Raw genomic sequence first — 23,899 nt, 5'->3', positions numbered from 1 at the left:
TCTTCCCCGGTATGGGGATCGTCTGTCGCGTTTAAACGGCGTGAGCCTACTACTGCCGATGCGGTAACTCGAAAGCCAGTGCGTAGGGTTGGGCAGGTCTGGCCGGATACGTACCCCGGAATGCATCGTGAAGATTCGGGGCAGGCACCTTGTATGGACTTCGAACAAGGGCGGGTGTGGACCGAGGACCCGGTCGGCACTCCCCGAATGCCCGATCCGGTACGAGCGGCGGCGGTGCGGGCGGTGCTGATCGTGGCCGTCGCGCTGATCCTCGCGGTGATGGCCGTACTGCTGGCCGCCGGACACTCCTGGCTGTCGGCGCCCGCGCTGATCTCCGCCGTCTTCACCAGCGTCGTCGCCACGTGGGCGGTGTTGGACGTGTGGGTGACGCGACAGGTGTGGAACCAGCGCAACGGGGTGCTCTCCAGCCCGAGCAGCGCGGCCCGTGCCCTGCGCAGGGAGCGGCGCAGAAGGCACCGTGCGGCGCGGTCGGCCGCGCGCGGCAGGCCGACGCGGCGGGTGCACATACCGCGTCATCTGCCCTGGCACCTCGGGGTCTGACTCCGGCCGCTCGCGGTCTGCCGTCGGTACCTGGTGGTCGGGCGACGGTCCGGGAGCTGATCGCGGTCATTACCAGCGGCGGCCGGTAGCAGCGGCGGCCACCGCCGGCGGCGGTCCGGACTAGCCTCTGTCCGGCTGGAGTTCCCTGCCCGGTCCGGGCACGGCGGCGCGCGCGGACCCGGAAACGGGCACGTCCGATTCCCCGTCTCCCCCGTCCCGCTCCGGCTCGGGCGGCCGTCGGTACATCCGGGTGGCGGTGATCTCGCCGTGCACCTGCTCGCCCTGCGGGTCGGGGACCGGAAGTCCCGGCCGCAGGTGCTCCTCGACGCTGATGTATTTCAGGCCCGCCCGCAGATCCGCGTCATTGCGGAGCCTGACCACCAGCGGGAATTCGGCGAGTGCCGTGGTGTCGAACAGTCCCGTGGTGTAAATGAGCTGTACGCCCAAGGCGTCGGCCACCGCGCGCTGCAATTCCAGGAGATAGGTGGCGTTGGCGCGACCGATGGGATTGTCGAGGAACAAGGTGCCCGCGTGCCGCTGCTTGTCCCGGCCCCGGTCGTTGCTGCGCAGCGCGGCCATCGTGCAATAGAGGGCGATGGCGGCGGTGAGGAGCTGCCCGCCGGAGAACACATCGCCCATCTGTCCGACCGGCACCCGCTCGGCGCGCAGCACCGCGTCCGGTTTGAGGATCTCCACGGCGATGCCGCGCGGTTCGAGCGCGGACCCGACGCCGCGCAGCAGCAGGGACATCCCGTCCCGCCGCAGGTCCGAATTCTTGCGTACGGCGGCCCTGGTGGCCTCGTCGATGACCTCGCCGAGGCGTTCGGTGAGAACGGACTGGTCCGGGTCCTCGAAGCGGATCCGCAGGAACTCCTGGCCCGACCATTCGCCGAGCCCTTCCGGCAGCCGTGACAGGCGCTGCGCCGAGCGCAGGGTGGCGAGCGAGGACTCGACCAGGCCGCGCAGCCGGTCCACGATGCTGTCGCGGTTGCGCTCCAGCTGGGTCAGCTCGTCGGTCAGCACGCGCAGCCGCGGGGCGAAGGCGGTCGCCCAGGCGGCGGCGTGCTCGGGCAGCGCGGCGGCGGGCAGTTCCCTGATCTGCTGGCGCGCGGGCGTCCTGACCTGCTCGTAGCGCACCGCGTTGGCGTGCCGGACCAGGACGTCGGAGGCTTCGCGGAGCTGGGTCTCCGCGGTGGACAGGTCGGCCGCGCAGCCGCGCAGACCGCGCCGGGCCTCCGCCGCGGCCTGCCGGGCCTCCTCGGTGCTGCCGGGGTACGGCTCCGGCTCGTCCTCGTCCTGCTGTCCCGGCGCGTTGTCCCGCAGCAGGTCGCGCAGCATCGCGGCGATCTCGTCGAAGCCGCCCGCCGCGTCCTCGGCGGCGCGGTGGGCGTGGACCATGTCCGTGTGGGCGGCCCTCGCCTGCTCCAACGCGTCGGTGCGGGAGGCCAGTTCGGCGTTGGCGGCGCGCAGCAGCTCCTGCGCGTGCTCGGCGTCGCGCGGCGCCAGTCCGTCGGGCAGGTCGGTGTGCCGGTCGCCGTCCGCGGGCGCGAGCCGTTCCGCCTCGCCGCGCAGCCGCCCCAACTGCTCGCTGGCGGCGGAGGCGCGCGACTCCAGGGTCTGTACGAGCTGTTCCGCGCGGGCCGCCGCGGCCTGCCGTGAGGGGCCGTCGGCGCCGTCCGGGCCTTCGAGCAACTGGGCGGCGCGGCTGCGGACCTTGTTGGTGAGCCGGTCCAGTTCGACCAGGGCCGCGTTCTCGGTGCTCTCCGCGCGGGCCTGCTCGGCGCGCAGGTCGGCGCCCACACCGACCTTCTCGTACACCTGGGAGGCCGAGTGGTACGCCTCGCGGAGCGCGGGCAGCGACTCGGTGGCCGCGGGGGCCTGCGCCCGGTCCTGCGCGCTCTCGTCGGGGGCTCCGGCGATCTCGGACCGCTCGGCGCGCAGGACGCGTGCGGTGCGGCGGGCGTCGTCGGAGGCGCGCTGGGCGGCGCGGCGGTCCTCGTCCGCGGCGCGGGCCTGCGCCAGGCAGGTCTCGGCGCGGGTCTCCGCCTCGGCCGCGTCGGCGGCCAACTCCCGTGCCCTGCGCTGCCAGTTGGCGCGCTCGCGGAGCCGGTGGGCGAGACCGGCGAGCGCGTCGGCGCGGCGCCGGGCCTGCTCGGCGGCGGCGCGGCGGGCGTCGTTGTCCCGCGCGCTCTCGGCGGCGGCGGCCTCGGCCTCCGCGCGTTCGGCGCGCAGCGCGGCCAGCTCCGCGCGGGCCTGCTCCGCGCTCTGCCGCGCGGCGGTGACCTCCGCCTCCAGCTCGGCGAGGCGGTCCGGCGGGCAGGAGGCGCGCCACGAGGCGAGGCGGGCCGACAGCGTCCGGTCGTGCGCGAGCCGGGCCGCGAGCGTCCTGATGTCCTCCTCGCGGGCGGTGGCGCGGGCCCGCAGCTCCTGGCGTTCGCCGTCGGCGGCCAGTTCGTCGTGCATCGCCGGGTTCGGCGGGACCAGGAACACGTCCTGGTCCGCGCTGCCCGCCGCCGTCGCGGGCGGCGGCGCGAGCAGCGCCGCCGCGGTGCCGACCGCGACCGTCGAGCGCGGCAGCAGCGCGGCCTGCGCCAGCACGTCCCTGGCCCGCTGGTACGAGCCGGGTTCCGTGACCACGACGCCGTCGACCAGCTCGGGGCGGGAGGCCAGCACGACCGCGTGGTCCACCGGGTCCACGGCCTGTGCGAGGTAGCGCCAGCCGGGCAGCGCCGGAATGCCGTGCTCCCCCAGGAATTCGACGGTCGCCAGGACGTCGGGGCCCGGCGGCAGCAGGCCGCCGTCGCCGAGCGCGGCGAGGATGCGCGCGTCGTCGGCCGCCGCGGTCCGCAGCTCGAAGAGTTTGCGCTCGGCGGAGGCGACGGCGCTGTCCAGCAGTTCCCGCAGCGGCTCGGCGAAGCCGTCGAGCTCCGCGGCGGTGAGGGGTCCGTCCGCGGACGGGCGCGTGGCGGCGGGGCGGAGGGGCGACGCGCCCGCGCCGTCCCGGTCGGAGGCTCCCGAGCCCTGGCCGGTGCGGCCCGCGGCCGTATCCGCGGCGCCGGAGCCCGTACGGCCGTGCCGTCCTGCCGAACCCTCCCGGGCGTCACGGCCCGTACCGCCGTGCGGCCCGGTCGCGCTGTCACCGGCCGAGGCGTCGGAGGTTCTGCCGGAGCGGGCGCCGACCGGGTGTCCGGCGTCCTGGCCCGCCGCGGAATCCGTGCCGTCGCGCGGGCCCGGCACGCTCAGCAGGGCGGCCAGGCGGGGGTCGGCGGCGAGCGCGGTGGCCGCCACGGTCGCGGCGGTTCTGGCGGCTTCCGCGGTGGTGAGGGCGTCAGCGGCGCGGGCGGCGGCCAGGTCGGCGCGGGCCTCGGCGGAGGCGGCCTCGCGGGCGCGGGCGGCGGCGCTGTGGGCGGTGTCGGTGGCGGAACGGGCCAGGGCCGCCGCGGTCTGTTCCGCGTCGGAGGCGGCGAGGGCCGCGCGGGCCGGGTCGGCGTCGGGTGCGGTGTCGTCGAGCCAGCCCGCGCTGACCGCCTCCGCGGTCTCCTGCTCGACCTCGGCGAGCCGCTGCCCGAGGTGTCCGCTCTCGCTGCGGGCGCGCTGCGCCTCGGTGGCGGCGGCGGTCGCGTCGCGGTGCGCGGCCTCGGACTCCGCCTGGAGCGCGGCGGACCGCTCCTCCTCGGCGTCGGCCTGCTGCTCGGCGCGTGCGGCGGCGGCGTGCAGGGCGCGTACGAGATCGGCGGCGGCGCGGGTGCGGGCGGCCAGCGCCGGGGCCGCGTCGCGTTCGGCCTCGCGGATCGCGGCGGTGACGCGGGCCAGCCGGTCGCCCGCGGCGCGCTGCCGCAGTACGGTCTCGGCCGCCTGCCAGGCGGCGTGCAGCGTACGGGCGTCGCCCAGCTCGCGGCGGAGTCCCGCGGCGCTCTTGTCCGCGGCGGCCAGCGCCAACGAGGCGTGCCGGTAGGCAAGTTCGGCGGCGATCAGGGCGCTGCCGCCGCGGGCCTGGTCGGCGTCGGTGACGCTGTGCGCGGCGCGCGCCATGTGCTCGGCCAGTTCGGTGGTCCTGCCGCGCTCCTGCTGGGCGCGGGCGGACAGGCGACGGGCGAGGGCGCGGGTGCGGCGCTCGGACTGGGCGTGGACGCCGCGGGCCTGGTCGCGGGTGGCGGCGGCCTCCACGATCCGCTCCAGCAGGTCGAGCGAGCCCGCGGTGAAGTCGCGTTCCGCGGTGAGTTCAGCGCGGCGGCCAAGCTTGTTGGCGAAGCCGTGCACGAGGTCGGCGAGGCCGTCGGTGTCACGGGTGTCGGTGACGGCGCGCAGCAGGAGGTCGGTGAAGTCGGAGTCCTTCTTGACGGCGAACAGGCCCGCGGCCTCGCCCTCGTCGGCGTTCATCTCCCGCTGGTAGCGGAAGAGTTCGGGGTCGAGGCCGAGGTCGCCGAGGTGTTCGTTCCACCGGTCGTGGATCTCCTCCCACACCACTTCCAGGTGCGGGTACGCCTTGCCAGCCTCGGTGACCGCGTCCCGGAAGCCCTTCATGGTGCGGCGCCTGCCGCGCGCGCCGGACATGCCCTCGACCGGCGGCCGGACGCTGGCGGCCTCGGCGACGGGCAGCGAGTCCAGGCTGAGGCCGGGTCCCGGCCGGAACGAATACCACGCCTCGGCGAATTTCCGCGGGTCGGTGGAGACCTGGCGGCCTCGCCACTCGCTGACCTTGCCGACCACGACCAGCTCGCCTGTGACGGTGTGCTGCCACTCCAGGGCGACGTGGCCGCAGTCCTCGGCCAGCAGGAATTTCCGCAGGACGCCGGAGCTGGCGCCGCCCAGGGTGTTGCGGTGGCCGGGCAGCATCACCGAGAAAATCAGCTTGAGCAGGACCGACTTGCCGCCGCCGTTCTCCAGGAAGAGCACGCCCGCGGGCGCCGGGCGGCGCGGCGGTCCTGCGGGCTCGTCGGCGAAGAACTCGCCCTGCGCGGGGGCGGGTTGCGGCACCGGCTCGCCGACGCCCCGCAGGTCCAGGACGGTGTCGGCGTAGCGCGCGCCCGCGGGCCCGATGGAGTAGAGGCGGAGTCGGGAAAGCTCGTACATGCGGCGGACTCTCGTGGCTCGTGGTTCAGGTCGGAAGTGGACTGGAGGTCGGGGGCGAGTGGGAGGCGGGGCGGGTGGGAGGCGGTGGCGGTGGCGGGTGGGAGGCGGGCCCCGGTCAGGTGTGGGCGTGGAACGGCAGACCGGCGTCCGCGGCCAGGTCGAGGCCGCTGTCGTCGGCGGCGGCCGGGACGAGGCTGGCGCTGCCGTCGCCGACCGGGACGATGCCGAGGTCGAGCAGTTCGGCCATGGCGGCGCTGCCCGCCATGTCGCGGACCTGCAACTGGTAGCGGGCGGTGGTGCGGTAGGTGCCTCCCGACTCGTCCCCGGTGCGCTGGAGGAAGCCGGAGTCGACGAGGAAGGCGACGGCCTTGCCGATGATGCCGGTGGTGGAACTGGCCAGCCTGCGGGCGTCCTTGGTGGCGCCGGTCGCGCTGCGCCGGGTGTAGACCCGCCAGGCGGCTTCCAGTCCCGGTGCGTCGCTGGCCGGGTCGGTGTTCTCACCGGTCTCGTCGGCCTGCTCCTCCAGGCGGCGGCAGGCCTGGCGGATGAAGGCGTCGATGCCGTTGACGGTGATCCGGCCGATGTAGCCGTCGTCGGCGAGGTCCTCGGGGCGCGGGAAGGCGAGCGCCGCCGCGGCGAGGTGGGCCAGGCCGTGCAGGAAGCGGTCACCGGAGTCGGAGGCGGCGCGGCGGGCGTAGTCGCCCATCCGGACGGCGAACACCGAGTCCTCGCCCGCCGCCAGGGCCATTCCGGCGCGGGGCGAGACCTCCAGCACGATCAGGCCGAGTCCGGCCGCGACCGCGTCGGCCAGGCGCGCGAAGGCGGGGTCCTCGCGGTGGCGGCGGATCAGTTCCGCGTACTCCGCGTCGCGGGCGGGCAGCAGCTTGGGCTGGAGCCCGAAGCCCACGAGGCGGGCGGCGTCCGCCGCGTCGCCGGGCGTCACTCCCCCGGTGCGCGCCGGTCCGGTGCTCCCGGCCTCGTACGCCGCGGCCTCGGGCGTGTCCGCCGCCGTCTCCCGGTACTCGCTCACTTCTCGCTCTCCTCGGTCCAGGCGATGACGCCGGTCGGCACCGTCGCGTCCGCCGTACGTGGTCGCCCGCCGCCGGGCCGGAAACGGCGGGCGGCCGCCGTGCCGGGCCTCACGCGGGCTCCGCGCGCGCGGCCGTCATCGCCGCCGCGTCCAGCCGCGCGGTGCCGACGATGAGGTCGGCGCCGCCGAATTCGTGGTCGTCCAGCGGCGTGCCGTCGTCCACCGCGAAGAGCAGGCGCTGTTCGCCCTGGCGGTAGGCGGTGCCGACCGGCGGGGAGGCGGCGTGGATCGCCAGCAGGGCCAGCAGATAGGGCAGTTCGGGGTCACGGCGGCGGGCGTCGGCCAGGAGCCCCGACAGGCGGCGCGGCGCGTCGTGCGGCAGGTCGAGCAGATCGAGCGCGGATTCGAGCTGTTCCTCGCTGAACCGGCTGTCGTCCGGGGTGGCGACCAGGTCGGGCTCCGGCATCTCCGCGCCCAGGTGCTCCCGCTCCAGCGGCGGGGTGAGCAGCAGTTCGACCAGGTCGGTGACGCGTACGGCGGACGGGGTGCGCAGGCCCGCGCCGCGGGCGAAGAACGCGTCGGTGACCCGCGACGCGCGCTCGACCGGGATCGGCAGCAGGGGCGCGACGAGCTGCCCGTACAGGTCGAGTCCGGCGCGCGCGGGGGGCGCGGCGAACGCCTGCCGGTCCTGCTCGGCGCGGAACAGCGGCCCGGCCTCCAACAGCCTGGACTGGAGCTGGGTGTGGCGCCGGATGCAGTCCTTGACGATGTCGACCAGTTCGGCGGCGCGGCGCTTGTGCTCCGGCTCCTCCGCCTCGTCGCGCGCCTTGCGGATGTTGGTGAGGATCGCGTTCTCGTGCCGGTAGCGGTCGGCGACGTGGTCGAGGGCCTCGGCGATCATGTCGGGGACGGTCCGCAGCCAGTCGACCGCCCGGACGTTGCGCCGGGTGGCCTCCAGGGTGCGGCGCAGCGTCTCCGCGTACTGCACGGTGCGGTACCTGGCCTGTTCCGCGGCGAGTTGGGCGTCGGCGAGCCTGCCGCGGCTGATCAGCACCTCCAGCTTGACCTCGGCGGCGATCTGCGCGCTGGTGACGTCGGTGTCGAGCGCGCCGACCAGGACGTTGACCGCCTCGTCGGTGGTGCGCAGGTAGACGCTGCCGCCGGGGCCCGGCACTTCCTCGATCAGCTTGAAGTCGTAGTCCCGCCGCACATATCCGCCGTCGGCGCCGAACGTGCCGTAGACGGCGCGGAATCCGCGGTCGGCGCTGCCGACGTTGATCAGATTCTCCAGCACCCAGCGGGCGACGCGCTCGTGCTCGGCCTGGCCGCGGACGGGGGCCTGCGCGGCGACGCGGGGCAGCAGTCTGGCCACTATCTGGTCGTGGTCCGCGCCGGTGTCGAAGTCCATGTTGAGCGTGACCAGGTCGATCGCGGCCAGCGCGATCTCCGCCATCGCGTACACCGAGTACTCGCCCGCGAGGTTGGCTTTGCGGGTGTCGAGGTCGTGCAGCGGCGCCGTGCAGGCGAGCGCCTTGAGCCTGCGGGCCAGGCCCTCGTCGGCGGCCGGGCCCGGGGCGGGCCGGGCGGCGCCCGGCAGCGAGTACGGGATCGTGGTGGTCACGCCCCACACATTAGGCGGTGGCACCGACAACGAACGAAACGGCACGGATCGCCACGGGGCGGGCACCCGGCGCGTCGGCCCGCGGGAGTGCCATGATCGGTCCCGCGACAGGTACGGCACGGGCACGGAAGACTCGCGGGCGGCGCGCGGAGCACCTTCGGCGCCGTTCGTAGGCGGATACGAGGATACGAGGACGGGCTGATCATCATGGCGGACGCGGTCACCGGGGCAGCACCCGGCACGGCTCCTCGGACACCTCCCGGCGCGGCACCCGACACCGACCCCGGCACGGTCATCGATCTCAACGCCGACCTCGGCGAGGGCTTCGGCCGCTGGCGGCTGACCGACGACGAGGCGCTGCTGTCCGTCGTCACCAGCGCGAATGTCGCGTGCGGCTTCCACGCGGGCGACCCGTCGACGATGTGGCGGGTGTGCGAACTGGCGGCGGAGCGGGGCGTACGGATCGGCGCGCAGGTCTCCTACCGCGACCTCGCCGGTTTCGGCCGGCGCTCGATGGACGTGCCTCCGGAGGAACTGGCCGCCGAAGTCGCCTATCAGATCGGCGCGTTGGAGGTCTTCGCCCGCGCGGCGGGCACCACGGTGGCGTACGTCAAGCCGCACGGCGCCCTCTACAACCGGGCGGTGCACGACGCCGAGCAGGCGGTGGCCGTCGTCGCGGGCGTGCGGCTCGCGGGGGAACTGCCCGTACTCGGCCTGCCCGGCTCGCAGTTGCTGCTCGCGGCGGCCCGCGAAGGGCTGCCCACGGTCCACGAGGCGTTCGCCGACCGCGCCTACACCTCGGGCGGCACGCTGGTCCCGCGCCGCGAGCCGGGCGCGGTCCTGGAGTCGGAGGACGAGGTGGTGGCCCGCTCGGTGGGCATCGCCCGCGACGGGCGGGTGACGGCGATCAGCGGCGAAAGGGTGCCGGTCGCGGCGCGGTCCTTGTGCGTGCACGGCGACACACCGGGCGCGGCCCGGCTGGCGGCCCGCGTCCGGGAGTCGCTGGAGGCGTCGGGTCTGCGGATCGCGGCCTTCGCGTGAGCCGGGCGGGTTCCGGGGCGGGCACGGGGCCGCGGGTGCTGCGCGCCGGGGCGGACGCCGTACTGGTGGAGTCCGCGACCGGTGAGGAGACGGAGGCGCTGCACGCCGAGTTGCTGCGCAGGCGGGCGGCCGGGGAACTGGCCGGGGTGACGGAGATCGTGCCCGCCGCCCGTACCGTGCTGGTGTGCGGACTCGCCGATCCGCGGGCCTTCGCCGCCGAGGTGGCCGCGTGGGACGTGCCCGCGGTGCCGCGGGGGCGGGGCGCGGCCGTGGAGATCGCGGTGCGCTTCGACGGGCCCGACCTCGCGGAGGTGGCCGGGCTGTGGCAGGTCTCCCCCGAGGAGGTGGCAGGGACTGTGACCTCGACGCCCTTCCGTGTGGCCTTCTGCGGCTTCGCGCCCGGCTTCGGCTATCTGACCGGACTGCCCGAGCACCTGCGCGTACCGCGCCGGGCCGAGCCCCGTACCGCCGTACCGCCCGGCTCCGTCGCGCTGGCCGGACCGTACGCGGGGGTGTATCCGCGCTCCTCGCCCGGCGGTTGGCAACTGGTCGGCACGACGGACGCCGTGCTCTGGGACCCCGAGCGGGAGCCCGCGGCGCTGCTGAGCCCCGGCACCGAGGTGCGGTTCACGGAGGTGCGGGGGTGAGGGAAACGGCGTCAGGGCAGGCCGAGTTGGCCGTCGTACGGGCGGGGGCGCTCACCACCGTGCAGGACCTCGGGCGGCCGGGCCACGCGCATCTGGGGGTGCCGCGGTCCGGCGCGCTGGACGGTCCGGCGCTGCGGGCGGCGAACCGGCTGGTCGGCAATCCGGCGGAGGCCGCCGGTCTGGAGACGACGGTCGACGGCTGCGCGCTGCGGGCCTCGCACGCGGTGCTGGTGGCGGTGACGGGCGCGCCGTGCGCGGTACGGGTCGACGGGCGTCCCGCGGCGTGGGGCGCGCCGGTACGGGTGCCGGGCGGGGCGGAGCTCGACGTGGGGCGGGCGGAGCCGGGGCTGCGCAGCTATCTGGCGGTGTCCGGCGGTGTGGCCGTACGGCCGGTGCTGGGCAGCAGGTCGACGGACCTGCTGTCGGGGCTCGGCCCCGCGCCGCTCGCGAGGGGTGACGTGCTGCCTGTCGGCGGCCGGTCCGGGGACGTCATCGGGGGCTCCGACGTGAGCTCTGACGGAGACTTCGTCAGCCTCTTCGGCGAGGGCGATGTGGTGGCACTGCCCGGTCCCGGAGCCGAGTTGGTCCTTCCGTTGGCGCGCGGGCCGCGTGACGACTGGTTCGCGCCGGACGCCTTCCGTACGTTGTTCGGCGGCGGTTACACCGTCTCACCCGCGTCCAACCGGATCGGGCTGCGCACGCGGGGCCCGGCGCTGCGCCGGGCCCGCGGCGGTGAACTGCCCAGTGAGGGCATGGTGCTCGGCGCTGTGCAGGTGCCTCCGGACGGCTGTCCTGTGGTCTTTCTCGCCGACCATCCGACCACCGGCGGCTATCCGGTCATCGGCGTGGTCCCCGAGGGTTCGCTGCCGGCCGCCGCCCAGTCACCGCCGGGGACGCCGGTCCGCTTCGTGCCGCTCAGCACGCGCTGACCCGGCGCCGGTGGGCGCGGCGGGGTATACGGCCGCGCCGCCGGGCCCGGCGGGACCTTGAGCGCGGCGAGCGCCGCGACCGTGGCGCGCCGCGCGTCCTCCTCCAACACCGCTGTGCCGCCCTGCCGGTGGTGGCGCAGTTCGGCGCCCGCCAGCCGGATCAGGTCGGGCAGCAGGTCGGTGCAGCGGTCGGCGATCCACCGGGTGCCGCGGGTGGCCATCCACCACGCGGCGGCCCGGCGGCCGGGCGGCGCGCCGTCCGGCTCGGGGCGGGGCGCGGGCCCCTGGGCGAGGCCCGCGGCGGTGAGCAGGGCGTGGAAGTCGCGGGCGAGCAGCCGGTGTCCGGTCTCGCTGGGGTGCAGCCGGTCGGCGCTCAGCGCTCCCGGCATGGTCGCCCAGTGGCGCTCCGCGGCGTGGAGGTGGTGCGCGCCGTGGTGCGCGGACAGGGCGTGCACGGTGTCGTTGAGCGCGCGCATCCTGCGGCCCAGCGGCCGGGCCAGCGGCCACGGCAGCCCGAGCACGGTTCCGGGGTCCGGCAGGCACGCGGTGAGCACGTCGCAGCCCTCGGCGCGCAACGCGCCCATCACGACGTGCAGTTCGGCGGCCACCGCCTGGATGTCGAAGCCGCCGCGCAGCGTGTCGTTCCCGCCGACCAGCACGGACGCGAGGTCCGGCCGGTGCCGCAGCGCCGCTTCGAGCTGCGGACCCGCCACGTCGCCCGAACGGGCCCCGCTCCGGGCGAGGTTGAGCGTCCGGGTGTCGTACGGGGCCGCCGCGAGCCCGTCGGCGAGCAGCGCCGCCCAGCCGCGCCACCCGCCGTCGGGCAGCGGGTCGCCGACCCCTTCGCTGAGCGAGTCGCCGAGTACGGCGAAGCGCACGGCGCCGGTCACGGCCTGACCCCGTCGGACTCCGGTGCGGTCCGGCGGCGCGCGGACGGTGCGGCGGCGCCGACGGCGGCCCGGTGCGCGGTGAGGAAGGCGTTGACGGCGGCGGGCCAGGTGTACAGCTCGGCGCGGGTGCGGGCCATGGCGCGGCGGCCCTCCTCGGGCGCGGCCAGGATTCGCTGTACGGCGGCGGCGTACTCGGCGGGTGTGTCGGCGCAGCCGCCCGCCGGACCGATGAGGGTGGGCAGCGCGGAGCGGGAGCTGGCCACCACGGGGGTGCCGCACGCGAGGGCTTCGAGGGCGGCCAGACCGAAGGTCTCGACGGGTCCCGGTGCCAGTGCCACGTCGGCGGTGGCGAGCAGTGCGGCGAGGTCGGCGCGCCGCGGCACATGGCCGAGGAAGGTGACCGGCAGCCGGGCGGCCCTGGCCTGGGCGGTGAGCCGGGGCCGCAGGGGTCCCTCGCCCGCGACCACCAGCGCCGCGTCGACGCCGGAGCCGCGCAGGTGGGCCAGGGTCTCCAGCGCCATGCCCGGCCGCTTCTCGGGCGAGAGCCGCGAGCAGAGCACCAGCAGCACGGCGGCGCCGTGCCCGTGCGTCTCGCGCAGCCGCGGGTTCCGGGCACCGGGGTGGCAGCCTTCGAGGTCGACGCCGAGCGGGGCGCGTACGACGTTGCGGGCGCCGATCCGCTCGAATTCGGCGGCGGCCCAGGCCGTGGTGCACACCACACGCGTGTAGGCCAGCGCGGTACGGCGGTTGAGGGCGTCGGCGGCGCGGCGGGCGGGTCCCGAGGGCAGGCCCCAGGTGCCGAGCACACCGTCGGCGCTCTCGTGGGACACCATCAGGGAGGGCACGCGGTGCCGCCTGGCCCACTCCCCCGTCCAGCGCAGGGTGGTGCGGTCGGAGACCTCGATCCGGTCGGGGGCGAGCGAGGCGAGTGCGGCCTCCACGGGGGCGCGGCGGGCCAGTACGCAGTAGCCGCCGGTGCCGGGGATCTCAGGACCCGGCAGGGTGATCACCCGCCCCTGCGGGGTGAGTTCGTCGGAGGCGGTGGCGCCGGGGACGATCAGCACGGGTTCGTGGCCCGCCGCCGCGTAGCCCTCGCCGAGGTGGCGCAGCGCGGTGCGCAGGCCGCCGGAGACGGGCGTGACGAAGTTGGCGAGCCGCACGATGCGCAGGGCGGACTCGGGGTCGCGGTCGAGGGGGTGCGGGGCGGTGCGGGCGCCGCCGTCGGATGATGCGAGGTCGTCCTGGCCGTACATGACGTCGTCCCTGCCGTCGGTGGGGTCGGTGGGGTCGGTGCCGAAATCTGTGACGGCGCCGGTTCGCGCGCCGCTCGCCGTACCGGCCGTTCGCGTACCGGTGGTCATGCAGTCGCCCGCGGCGCTCATGCCGTCGCCGTTGACGCCGCCGCTCATGTCGGTGGTCATGCCGCTGCCGCCTCGCGCTCGCCGAGCACCTGGTCGTAGTGGCCGAGGAGTTGGTCGCCGACGGCCTCCCACGTACGGTCGGCGACCGCTGTGCGAGCCGCGCTCCCGTAGCGCTCGCGCAGCCCGTCGTCGCCGAGCAGGAACTGGACGGCCGAGCGGACGGCCGCCGGGTCGAGCGGCGGCACCAGCAGGCCGGTGCGGCCGTGCTGGACGAGGTCGAGGGGGCCGCCGGCCGCCGGGGCGACGACGGGGACTCCACTGGCCATCGCCTCCTGCACGGTCTGGCAGAAGGTCTCGAACGGTCCTGTGTGGCAGAAGACGTCGAAGGAGGCGTGGATGCGGGCGAGTTCGGTGCCGGTCCTGCGGCCCATGAAGACCGCGCCCGGCAGGGCGGTGCGCAGGCTCGGCGCGCTGGGGCCGTCGCCGACGACGACCACGCGCACACCGGGCAGTTCGCAGAGCCCGGCGAGCAGTTCGACGTGCTTCTCCGGCGCGAGCCTGCCGACGTATCCGACGATCAGCTCGCCGTTCGGGGCCAGTTCGCGGCGCAGCGACCCGTCGCGGCGCGCGGGGTGGAAGCGGTCGGAGTCGACGCCGCGCGGCCACAAGTGGACGCGCGGCACGCCCTGTTCCGCCAGCGCGCTGACGGACGCGGAGGAGGGGGCCAGGGTGCGGGCAGCGGCGGAGTGCACCGCGCGGATCCGGCGCCAGGCGGCGGACTCGCCCGCGTTCAGATACGTCCTGGCGTATCCGGCGAGGTCGGTCTGGTAGACGGCGACGGCAGGGATACGCAACCGAGTGGCGGCGGCCAGGCCGCGCGCGCCGAGCACGAAGGGACTGGCCAGGTGGACCAGCTCCGTCCGGTGCGCGGCGATGGCGGCGGCGGTACGGCGGCCCGGCAGCGCGACCCGCACCTGCGGGTAGCCGGGCAGCGGGAGGGAGGGGACGCGGATGACGGGACAGGGGTCGGGACCGGGGTCCTGGTCGGCCGGGCCCGCGGGCGCGACCACGAGCGGTTCGTGGCCGCGCCGGGCGAGGTGTTCGGCCGTGCGCAGGGCGCAGTGGGCCACTCCGTTGACGTCGGGTGGGAAGGACTCTGTGACGATGGCGACACGCATACCGTGGTTGTCGCCGCATTGAGCGTTGTCAGGGCCACGTGGATCTTTCCCGAAGTGGAACGCCCCATGAGCGTTAGGGCCCGCCCCGCGGATCATGGGCGGTCCGGGTGCCGAAGGGGCCGTTCGTGATCCGCCGGACACGCCCTGAGACCCGCGCCGGGTTCTCCGTGGTCCGCCCGCGGGTCGGCCGCCTACCTGGACGTACCGCCGGAACTGAGCCGGCCGCGGACGGCGGTCTGTACTTCGGCCTCTTCCGCGGGGTCCGCGGCCAGTCTGCGCAGCTGCGCCAGGACCCTCACGTCACCGGACGTCGCGCGGTGCGCGGCCAGCTCGCGGGTGCTCTCCTCGCAGTCCCACAGGCACTCGACGGCGAAACCGGCGGCGAAACCGGGGTCGGTGACGGCGAGCGCGACGGCGGCGGTGCCGCGGAGCTGGGAGGACGACGTCTCCCGGTAGATGTGCCGCAGGACGGGTGCGGCCAGGCAGGCGGAGAGCCGGCCGACTCCCTCGACGAGCGCGTCGAGCCCTTCGGCGTCCGCGCCGCCGGTCTGTACGGTCCTGCGCAGCGCGCCCAGCACGTGCTCGGCGTCCTGCGGTCCGCCGTGGCGGGCGAGCAGCCGGGCGGCGGCGGAGCCGAGCGGGTCGGTGCGGGCGGCCCAGACGCGGGCGCGGGCCATCGCCTCGTCGTCCCTGAGCCGTTCCAGGGATTCGAGGGCGGCGCGTACGACGAGGTCGTCGGTGGAGACCGCGGCCGTCTCGATCAGGTCCAGGCGCCGGGGGTCGCAGCGGTCGGTGAGGTGGCGCAGCGCGGCGGCGCGGGCGGCTGAGGGGCCGTGCAGGGCCGCTTCCAGCAGTTCCGCGTGGTCCTCGGGGCCCGCGACGGCGGCCAGGCAGCGGGCGGCGGGCTGGTCGCGTTCGAGGCGGGGGTGGCGGGTCAGTCCCTGCTGCGCCCATTCGAGGACGGCGGTGACGCTCCAGCCGGGGGCCGGGCCCGCGGAGCGCATCTGGCGCTGCCAGCGGTCGAACGAGACCTGTTCCGCGGCCTTGGCCACGCGGGTCGCGGTGGCCGGTTGCGAGGCGTCCTCGGCCCAGAGCTGCCACGGGCGGGGTTCGTAGGCTTCGCGGACGGCGCGGGCCAGTTCCGCGTCGCCTTCGGGGGTGTGCGGGAAGCGGGCGACGACGGCGGGGCCCAGCGCGCGCAGTCCCGCCTCGTCGTCGCGGACCGCCAGCTCGTCGAGCGCCCATTCCCAGCAGCCGCCGGTGGCCGCGTACCGCCGCAGCAGGTGCAGCGCGTCGCGGCGGCCGTATCCGGCGAGGTGGCCGAGGACGGACAGGGCGAGGCCGCAGCGGTGCTCGTCCGGGGCGACCAGGTCGTCCGGGTGGAAGAGGTGGTGTTCGATCCCGTCGAGCGGGCTCTCCAGGTCCGAGTAGAGGCGCGCGTAATACAAGGAGCGCGACTCGACCCGCCAGTCGAGCCGGGGATCGCGCAGCACGCACTGCTCCAAAGCGGCGAGGGCTTCCGTCCGCGGCGCCGCCAGGGCATGCAGGGGCCCGTCTCCGCGTCCTCGCTGGAGGAGGCCGAGAAGGGATCCACTGGGCGCTATGTCTGGGTCGAACATGAGGTCAGCATCCGGTGCGGGGGGTTCCATGGCAACGGGATTTCCGCTACCGGTGCCCGGCATCCTTACCGGCCGTCGTCGGTTTCATGCCGGACGGGAACGGAGGATTCCGTGGGGACGGGCGGCGGAAGCCTACCGACTCGGGGTGTGCCGTGTCGCTTCCGGGCGGCGGGCGGGTGTCGAACGGGTGGCGCGGGAACGGCCGGTGGGGTGGCGCGGAGGGTGGCGTTATGCCGCTGGGCTGGTGGCATATGCCAGAAGCACCACCGTATCGGGTATCGCGGAAACCCTTACGGCCGATCGCTCCCTGTGCAACAGTCGTTACCGGTCCTTCCGTCCGCGACGGCCGTTCAGCGCCTGCCAGCAGACACGTTCGGAGTGTGTCATGCCGTTCCCCACGCACGCGGAGCACAACTCCGCGCAGCCACCGGATCCCGGTGCGGTGGACGCCCTGATCTCTCAGGCGCGTCGCCTCAGGACCCAGGTGGATTCGGTGCTGCGCGAGAGCGCCGCCGCCGCCGAGGACCCCCAGTTGCGCTGGCAGCGCGCCCTGTGCGATCTGGCCGTGCACCAGCTCGACGACGTGGACACCCACCTCGGCCAGCTCAGGGACGGCCTGGACACCGGGCATCCGGGCGGCGACCCGCTGACCGCCGACCTGCTGGTGGACCTGCCGTCGCAGACGTCCCTGCCGCCGGGGCCCGACGCGGTCAGCGCGCTGGGCCGGGCGGGCAGCGCGGAGTGGGACCTGCTCACCGATGACGCGCAGTGGTCGGACGAGCTGTACCGGATCTTCGGCCGGGAGTCCGCCGACGGTCCGCTGACCCTGGACGAGCTGCCCTCGTGGCTGTTCTCCGAGGACCAGCAGATCCTCACCGAGATGGTGACCGGCTGCCTGGTCGACGGCCGTCCGATCGACGGCGAATTCCGTATCGTGCGCGCGGACGGGTCCGTGCGTACGGTGCACATGGTCGGCGAGCCGGTACTCGGCGCCGACGGGGACACCGTGTCCATGTGGGCGGTGTTGCGGGACGTCAGCGACCTGCGGCGCAGCCAGCGCACGCTCCGGGAGACCCGTGACTCCCTCCAGCGGCAGCGGCAGATCGCGCAGACCGAGCGTCGGCTGGCGGTTGAGCTGCAGGAGGCCGTGCTGCCGCCCTGGCGCGGCACCCTGCGGTTCCCGCAGGACGGGGGGCCCACCACGATGGACCTGGCAGCGCATTATCTGCCGTCCGGCACCAGCGCCCTGATCGGCGGCGACTGGTACGACGCGATGCAGTTGCCCGACGGGTCCTCCTTACTCACGGTCGGCGACCTCACCGGACACGGGGTGGCCGCCACCTCCGGCATGGCGATGCTGCTGGGCGCGCTGCGCGGCATGGCCGTCGCGGGCCTCCAGCCCGGCCCCCTGATGGGCTGGCTCAACGAACTGCTCGACACCTCGGCGCAGCCCGCGCTCGGCAGCGCCCTGTGCTGCCGGTACGAGCCGTCGACCCGGCTGCTGCGCTGGGCCCAGGCGGGCCACCCCGCCCCGCTGCTGTTCCGCGACGGGGCGGGGCGGGTGCTCGATTCCCCCGAGGGCGTCCTGCTCGGAGCGACCTCCGGTGCCCTGTACGGGCAGGCCGACGAGCAACTGGCCGCCGGTGATCTGCTGGTGCTGCACACCGACGGCCTCGTGCCGCGCCGTTCCGCGCTGGACACCGACACCGAGAGCGGCTCGGGACGACTCCTGGCGATGGCACCGCTGTTCGCACGCGCCCGGACCGCACAGGACTGCGTACGGATCGTCGCCGAGGAGTTCGGCACCCCGGAGCGCGAGGACGACGCCTGTGTGCTGATCGCCAGGATCGCCTGAGCCTTCTTTCCTGCCTCCTTTCCCGTGGACACGTTCCGCGGACAGGTCGCGCGCACGAATTCCGTACAGCATTCCGTACGGGCATTCCGCGCGTGCGCTCCGCGGGTGAATCGCGATCTATTTTTTCGAGACCCCTCGAGAGCCCGGCAGGGATCTCATCCGTGCTGTCGTACGAGCTGTCCGACCCGTTCGGCGGCAGGCCGGCCGGTCGCTGTTACACGGAGCGGGTCTTCCCGGTGGTTCCCTTCCCCTTGGATTTCGGCAGTGCCGTCTCGATCTCGGTGCGCAGATCCTGGATCTTGGTGTAGCCGGAATACCGGCCGGTGAGCCGGTACATCTCGCGCAGCCGGTCCCAGGTGCGGTGCGAGGAGGTCTCCCCGATGGTGAGCAGCGCCATCCGGGCGTAGCGGTCGGCCTCCTCCGGGTCGTCGGCGATGAAGCAGGCCGACGCCAGCGACAGATAGTCGAAGATCATCGACCGCTCGTGGCCGCCGCCCCGCAGCACCAGCGCCTTCTTGGCGTGGAGTTGCGCCTCGGCCGCGGCCGACGGGTCGTGGTCGGCCAGGGTGCGGAAGGCGAGCGCCTGCATCCCGTGCAGGTCGGCCTCGTCGAAATTCTGCATCCAACTGGGCGCCGGTACATCGCCCTTGTCGGAGACGAACAGGTCCTCGGCCTCGCCGAGGGTCCGCCGCATCGCCTGGCCGCGGCCCATGGACGCCTGCGCCCACGCCTCGATGGTGCGCAGCATGGCGCGGGTGCGCGGCAGCGCGGACTCGCCGGAACCCGACTTGGCGAGCTTCATCAGGTCCAGCGCGTCGTCCGGCCGCCCCAGGTGCACCATCTGGCGGGCGGCCCTGGACAGCGCCTCACCGGCCCTGGGCCGGTCGCCGCCCTCCCGCGCGGCGTGTGCGGCGATCACGAAGTACTTCTGGGCGGTGGGTTCCAGGCCCACGTCGTGCGACATCCAGCCCGCCAGCACCGCGAGGTTGGCGGCCACGCCCCACAACCGGCGCTGGAGATGCGCGGGGTGGGCGTAGGAGAGCATGCCTCCCACCTCGTTGAGCTGGCCGACCACGGCCTTGCGCTGGAGGCCGCCGCCGCGTGAGGCGTCCCAGGCGCGGAACACCTCGACCGAGCGTTCCAGCGATTCGATCTCCTGGGAGCCGACCGGTACCGCCTCGTACTGGTCGTAGGCGGCGGGGTCGGCGTCGAGCGGATCGTCGAGGACTGGCGCGTCGGCCGCGAGGGCCGGGTCGGTGTGCAGCCAGTCGTGCATGGCGGTGCTGAGTACGGAACCGGTGGCGAGCGCGGCGCCCGCGCCCACCAGACCGCGTCGGTTGAGCATGAGGTCCATTCCCGTGAATTCGGTGAGGACCGCGGCGGTTCGTTCCGGCGGCCACGGGAGGCCGTCTCCGGTCTGTCTTCTTCCCGTCTTCCGGCGCCGGTCGAACCCGAGATCCTCGATGGTCACGACACGGCCGAGACGCTCGGTGAACAGCGCGGCCAACACCTTCGGCACGGGATCGCGCGGCGACTCACCGGTCTCGATCCAACGGCGTACGCGCGATGTGTCGGTCGAGAGCTGCGGATGGCCCATGGCCGCCGCCTGCCGGTTGACCAACCGTGCGAGTTCGCCCTTGGACCAGCCGGTGAGGCCGAACAGGTCCGCGAGTCGGGTGTTGGCTTCATTGCCCACGTCAAGCCCCCAGGTTCCTCGGCTGAATTGACACTATTCCCCCTGACAATGGCCTCGCGACTATTCGCCAGGGTTCGCCAGGGTCCGCTACGTGGTGTGCCACCCGCGGCCGGGTGTCAGGTAGGAACGCGCCACCCCGGTCCGTCTCCGCATTCCCCAGGGTGCGGTACCGGACCGGCCGTGGCACCCCTGAACCGTTGGCACACGAAGGGATCTGCTTCTCCTCATGTATTCGGCATCGTCCTCCGTGTCCGCACCGCCCCGGCCGTCGTACCCCGCCGTCGCGGAATCCGCCCTCCGCCCCCGCCAGGCCACCGCCGTACGGCGCGTCGGCCGGCCCGCGGGCAGCTCCCATCCGCTCAGCGGGAGACTCGACTTGACCGGCCCACAGGGCGCCCAGTTGCGCACCGCCGTCGCCGCCGTGCAGCGCATCTGCCCCGAGTTCGCCCCGGTCCAGCTCCTGCGCCGCGGCGGCCGTACCGCGCTGCTGATCGGCACCTCGGGGCGCGCTCCGGCCGTCGCGAAGTGTCTGCTCGACCAGTCCCCCGCCTGGGCGGAGCGTTTCCGCCAGGAGATAGCGGCCTACCGCACGTTCGTCCGGCACCGGCCGCCGGTCCGGGTGCCGCGGCTGATCGCCGCGGACCCCGAGAGCTGTGTGCTGGTGATGGAGCGGATGCCCGGACGGGTGGTGTCGCCGCAGCGGCACCCGGTGCAGCCGCCGACCAAGGGCGATGTGCGGGCGGCGCTCTCGGCGTACTCGCGCGTCAACATGTGGCGCCCGCCCGCTGGTTCCTTCGACGCGCCGATCGACTATCCCGTCCGCATCAACCGCTACCACGAGTTGGGGCTGCTGACCGACCGGGACATGGGCGACCTCCAGCAGCTTCTGCACGGACTGGCCCATGTGCAGGGGCAGTTCTGCCACGGCGACGCGCAGTTGTCGAATGTGCTGCTGTCGCCCGCGGGTCCCTCGCTGGTCGACTGGGAGCACTCGGGCTGGTATCTGCCGGGGTACGACCTGGCGGTGCTGTGGTCGGTGCTCGGCGACGACCCGGCGGCGCGGCGGCAGATCAGCCAGCAGGCGCAGGCGCAGGGTCCGGCGGCGCGGGACTCCTTCCTGGTCAATCTGATGCTGGTGCTGACCCGGGAGATCCGCACCTACGAGACGGCCGTCCAGCGCACGATGCGGGCCGTGGGACCCGTGGCGCCCGGCGCGGCCGAGGCGGGCGAGGAGCAGCGGCTGCTGCTGCGCCGCCTGCACGACGACTGCGGCATGGCCCGCAGGGCGGTGCGCGCCGCGGTCGGCACCCGGTAGGAGCGGACCGGACGGGTACACCGTGACCGCGGCCGGCCACGAGTTCCGCGCGCCGTCCCGCGCGCCCCACTGGTCCACACCACTGACGAGGAGCAGGCCAGCACGCCGCAGCGGGGAAACTTCCGAAATACGCCGCTGACGTGCGAAGACGGCCTCGTGTCCGGATGCCTGACGGATGGTTGACGGATGTTCCGGCAGCCGATACCTCTGTGGTGCCGATCGTTCGGCATCTCTTGGAGGAGGCTGCTTTGCGAGGATCCGCTCCCCCGTCCGACAGACGCCGTGGACGGCGCGCGCTGCGTATGGCCACGGCGGCCGCGGCTGCCGCCGCTCTGCTCCCGGTGTTCGGTGTCGCCCACGCGGCCGAGCCCGGCCCGAGTGCCGCGGGCTCGCTGCAACAGGCGTTCACGGACGCCGCCAAGGCGTACCACGTGCCGCAGAGCGTGCTGCTGGGCGTGTCGTATCTGGAGTCCCGCTGGGACGGCCACCAGGGCATGCCGAGTGTGACCGGCGGCTACGGGCCGATGCATCTGACCGACACCCGTACCGCCCTCGCGGACTTCCCGAGCAAGGGCATGGGGGACGGCGCGGACGACGGGCGCGGGGACGACACCCGGCCGATGATCAGTACGGCGACCGCGCAGGCGCCCGATCTGGCCGCGCTGCCCGCCTCGTACACCACGCTGGACCGCGCGGCGACGCTGACCGGGCTGTCGGCCGGTGCGCTGCGCGAAGACGCGGCGACGAATGTGGCGGGCGGCGCGGCGCTGCTCGCCGACACCCAGAAGTCGCTGGGCGAGCCGCTGAGTTCGGATCCCGCGGACTGGTACGCGGCGGTCGCCCGCTACTCCGGCGCCGACGACACGGCGACGGCCGCGGCCTTCGCCGACGACGTCTTCGACGTCCTGAAGCAGGGGCAGACACGGACCACCGACGCCGGGCAGCGGGTCACGCTGGCCGCGGCTCCCGCGGTGAGGCCCGCGGCGGGCCAGGCCGCCAGGATCGGCCTGAAGCAGGTCAACGCGGCGGGGACGGAGTGCCCGAGCGGCCTGGGCTGCGAGTGGATCCCGGCGCCGTACGAGGACACCGGCGGCGGGGACTACGGCAACTACGACAAGGCCGACCGGCCGAACACCGAGAAGATCGACACGATCGTCATCCACGACACCGAGGGCTACTGGGACACCGCCCTCCAGCTCGTCCAGGACCCGACGTATCTGGCCTGGCACTACACCGTGCGCTCCTCCGACGGGCACATCGCCCAGCACCTGAACACCAAGGACGTCGGCTGGCACGCGGGCAACTGGTACACCAACTCCAAGTCCGTCGGCATCGAGCACGAGGGCTTCCTGACCGATCCGGGCACCTGGTACACGGAGTCGATGTACCGCACGTCCGCGCGGCTGGTGAAGTACCTGGCGGCGAAGTACCACATCCCGCTGGACCGGCAGCACATCCTCGGGCACGACAATGTGCCGGGCCCGACGGCTTCGTACATCTCGGGGATGCACACCGACCCGGGCCCGTACTGGGACTGGGGTCACTACATGGCGCTGATGGGCGCCCCCCTGCGCGCGACCGCCGGTGCCTGGGGCGGCGTGGTCACCATCGCCCCCGACTACGACACCAACCAGCCGGTCTACACCGGCTGTGTGACGGCCGCGGCGGTCTGTCCGGCGCACGGCTCCGACGCGGTCCGGCTGTACACGGCGCCGAGCGAGGACGCGCCGCTGGTCAAGGACATCGGGCTGCACGGTGCGACCGGCGCGAGCACCACGGGCGTCAACGACGTGGGCGCGCGGGCCTCCGCGGGCCAGCAGTTCGCGGTGGCCGAGCGGCAGGGCGACTGGACTGCGGTGTGGTACCTCGGCCAGAAGGCGTGGTTCCACAACCCGGCGTCGCGGCCGACGGCCGTCAACTCGATCGGCCTGGTGATCACCCCGAAGAAGGGGCTGGCGAGCATCCCGGTCTACGGCCGCGCGTACCCGGAGGCGGCGGCGTATCCGGCGGACGTGCCGGTGCAGGGCATCTTCCCGATGCCGTACGCGATCCCGGCCGGACAGCGGTACGTGGTCGGCAATGTGGTGCCGGGCGAGTACTTCTACTCGACCTCCTTCGACACCAGCAACCAGAAGGTGGTGCGCGGGAAGCAGCTCTACTACGAGATCCAGCTCGGCCACCGGGTGGAGTACGTGATGGCCTCCGACGTGACCTTGCTGCCGTCGGTGCTGGGCGCTCCGCGCTGAGTCCGCCGGGCCCGCGGCGGCGGGCCCGAGGGTAGCGGGGGAAGGGCGGCACCGGGATTCCGGTGCCGCCCTTCGCCGTGTCCTGTCGCGCCCGTGTCGCGAAGCGTGCGTGTGCCGAAGCGTGCGTGTCCCGAAGCGTGCGTGTCCTGGGCGTCCTGTCGCGTCCGCGTCCTGGGCGTCCGCCCCGCGGAAGGTGTGTGTCCGCCGGTCTCAGCCCGCCTGGAACATCTCCGCGGGCAGCGGCTTCAGAAGCTGGTACAGATCGTCGGTGATCGGCCGGTCCCAGGTGGCGATGGTGACCTGGACGCCGTCGCTGCGGTCGAACTGGGCGCAGGCGACCCGCGACTCGGAGATCTTGATCCGGCGCACGATCAGCAGGCTGTCGCCGTGCATCACGGGGGTGTCCTCGATGCCGGTGACCTCGGCCGGTTCGTCGTTGCCGAGCGCCGCGAGGAGCTGGGCCACCTCGAAGGGCACCTGGCCGTCGTCCAGCTCGCGGGCGGGCGAGCCGACCGGGAGGTTGCCGATCAGCATCGCGGGGCCGCGTCCGCCGAACAGGTCGTAGCGCAGATAGATGCCCTGGCAACTGCCGTCGGGGCCGGGCAGCAGCCCGGCGCCGAGGTCACCGGGCCAGTCCCCCGGGTCCATCGCGAGGACATCGAAGTCCGGCCCGGTGGGCGTGGCTGCGCTACGGCGGCGGAGGAAGGACATGCCGCCATCGTACGGGTAGCGACCGCCGCCGGGGACCGGGCCCGCGCCCCTTCCGTGCCCTGGTCGCGTGCCGCCCCGGCCGGTGCGATCCCGTACGGCGGCCCGCCCATGGGCCGCTCCCCCGGC

The 23,899-nt window shown here is 74.4% G+C and carries 16 protein-coding genes; 7 read left to right on the top strand and 9 right to left on the bottom strand.

The window, feature by feature from the left end:
* Positions 1-153 precede the first annotated feature (153 nt).
* Positions 154-561 carry a hypothetical protein gene (locus ACZ4EF_RS22685; RefSeq protein WP_391050091.1) on the top strand — a complete coding sequence of 136 codons (408 nt, stop codon included), beginning with the start codon at positions 154-156 and terminating at the stop codon, positions 559-561.
* Positions 562-681: 120 nt separating this feature from the next.
* Here ACZ4EF_RS22685 and ACZ4EF_RS22680 read toward each other — a convergent pair whose 3' ends face one another.
* The 3 genes from ACZ4EF_RS22680 to ACZ4EF_RS22670 form a co-directional block, all read right to left on the bottom strand.
* Complete coding sequence (locus ACZ4EF_RS22680) at positions 682-5,634, bottom strand: hypothetical protein (protein ID WP_467506258.1); 4,953 nt, start codon at positions 5,632-5,634, stop codon at positions 682-684.
* A 115-nt stretch (positions 5,635-5,749) separates the two neighbouring features.
* Positions 5,750-6,664, bottom strand: a complete 915-nt coding sequence (locus ACZ4EF_RS22675) for a hypothetical protein (protein ID WP_355344044.1) — start codon at positions 6,662-6,664, stop codon at positions 5,750-5,752.
* A gap of 109 nt (positions 6,665-6,773) precedes the next feature.
* Positions 6,774-8,285 (bottom strand): hypothetical protein, encoded by a 1,512-nt coding sequence (locus tag ACZ4EF_RS22670; protein ID WP_355344041.1) that lies wholly within the window; start codon positions 8,283-8,285, stop codon positions 6,774-6,776.
* Positions 8,286-8,492: 207 nt separating this feature from the next.
* Between ACZ4EF_RS22670 and ACZ4EF_RS22665 the strand changes: the two genes are divergently transcribed.
* The 3 genes from ACZ4EF_RS22665 to ACZ4EF_RS22655 are packed head-to-tail and all read left to right on the top strand — an operon-like array spanning position 8,493 to position 10,902.
* Positions 8,493-9,326, top strand: coding sequence for a LamB/YcsF family protein (locus ACZ4EF_RS22665; RefSeq protein ID WP_467506257.1), 834 nt, complete (start codon positions 8,493-8,495; stop codon positions 9,324-9,326).
* On the top strand, positions 9,323-9,973 hold the full coding sequence (locus tag ACZ4EF_RS22660; protein ID WP_467506256.1) for a 5-oxoprolinase subunit B family protein: 651 nt from the start codon (positions 9,323-9,325) through the stop codon (positions 9,971-9,973). Before ACZ4EF_RS22665 ends, ACZ4EF_RS22660 begins: the two co-directional genes overlap by 4 nt.
* Positions 9,970-10,902 (top strand): 5-oxoprolinase subunit C family protein, encoded by a 933-nt coding sequence (locus tag ACZ4EF_RS22655; protein ID WP_467506255.1) that lies wholly within the window; start codon positions 9,970-9,972, stop codon positions 10,900-10,902. Before ACZ4EF_RS22660 ends, ACZ4EF_RS22655 begins: the two co-directional genes overlap by 4 nt.
* Here ACZ4EF_RS22655 and ACZ4EF_RS22650 read toward each other — a convergent pair.
* The 4 genes from ACZ4EF_RS22650 to ACZ4EF_RS22635 form a co-directional block, all read right to left on the bottom strand.
* The gene (locus ACZ4EF_RS22650) at positions 10,803-11,792 is read right to left on the bottom strand and encodes an SGNH/GDSL hydrolase family protein (RefSeq protein ID WP_467506254.1); all 990 of its coding nucleotides are present in this window, start codon (positions 11,790-11,792) and stop codon (positions 10,803-10,805) included. The genes ACZ4EF_RS22655 and ACZ4EF_RS22650 overlap by 100 nt on opposite strands.
* Entirely contained in the window at positions 11,789-13,213 is a 1,425-nt protein-coding gene (locus ACZ4EF_RS22645) for a glycosyltransferase (RefSeq protein ID WP_467506253.1), read from the bottom strand. Before ACZ4EF_RS22645 ends, ACZ4EF_RS22650 begins: the two co-directional genes overlap by 4 nt.
* A complete protein-coding gene (locus tag ACZ4EF_RS22640; RefSeq protein WP_391164184.1) occupies positions 13,210-14,331 on the bottom strand; it encodes a glycosyltransferase family 4 protein in 1,122 nt (373 codons plus the stop codon). The genes ACZ4EF_RS22645 and ACZ4EF_RS22640 overlap by 4 nt, the downstream gene beginning before the upstream one ends.
* A gap of 191 nt (positions 14,332-14,522) precedes the next feature.
* The gene (locus ACZ4EF_RS22635) at positions 14,523-15,950 is read right to left on the bottom strand and encodes a HEAT repeat domain-containing protein (RefSeq protein WP_467506252.1); all 1,428 of its coding nucleotides are present in this window, start codon (positions 15,948-15,950) and stop codon (positions 14,523-14,525) included.
* 385 nt (positions 15,951-16,335) lie between these two features.
* Here ACZ4EF_RS22635 and ACZ4EF_RS22630 point away from each other — a divergent pair, with 385 nt between their 5' ends.
* Positions 16,336-17,805 carry a PP2C family protein-serine/threonine phosphatase gene (locus ACZ4EF_RS22630; protein WP_467506251.1) on the top strand — a complete coding sequence of 490 codons (1,470 nt, stop codon included), beginning with the start codon at positions 16,336-16,338 and terminating at the stop codon, positions 17,803-17,805.
* A gap of 214 nt (positions 17,806-18,019) precedes the next feature.
* Here the strand turns inward: ACZ4EF_RS22630 and ACZ4EF_RS22625 are convergent, their stop codons facing one another.
* Positions 18,020-19,501, bottom strand: coding sequence for a DNA-binding protein NsdB (locus tag ACZ4EF_RS22625; RefSeq protein ID WP_355344015.1), 1,482 nt, complete (start codon positions 19,499-19,501; stop codon positions 18,020-18,022).
* 226 nt (positions 19,502-19,727) lie between these two features.
* Between ACZ4EF_RS22625 and ACZ4EF_RS22620 the strand changes: the two genes are divergently transcribed.
* Positions 19,728-20,816 (top strand): aminoglycoside phosphotransferase family protein, encoded by a 1,089-nt coding sequence (locus tag ACZ4EF_RS22620; protein WP_355344012.1) that lies wholly within the window; start codon positions 19,728-19,730, stop codon positions 20,814-20,816.
* 302 nt (positions 20,817-21,118) lie between these two features.
* Positions 21,119-23,062, top strand: a complete 1,944-nt coding sequence (locus ACZ4EF_RS22615; RefSeq protein WP_391050110.1) for an N-acetylmuramoyl-L-alanine amidase — start codon at positions 21,119-21,121, stop codon at positions 23,060-23,062.
* A gap of 210 nt (positions 23,063-23,272) precedes the next feature.
* On the opposite strand, the gene ACZ4EF_RS22610 is transcribed toward ACZ4EF_RS22615, so the two are convergent.
* Entirely contained in the window at positions 23,273-23,773 is a 501-nt protein-coding gene (locus ACZ4EF_RS22610) for a hypothetical protein (protein ID WP_355344009.1), read from the bottom strand.
* Between the last annotated feature and the right edge of the window lie 126 nt (positions 23,774-23,899).

The organism is Streptomyces sp. NPDC025721, assembly GCF_055558595.1.
The sequence above is the reverse complement of the archived record's forward strand: the minus strand, read 5'-3'. Positions and strand labels throughout refer to the sequence as shown.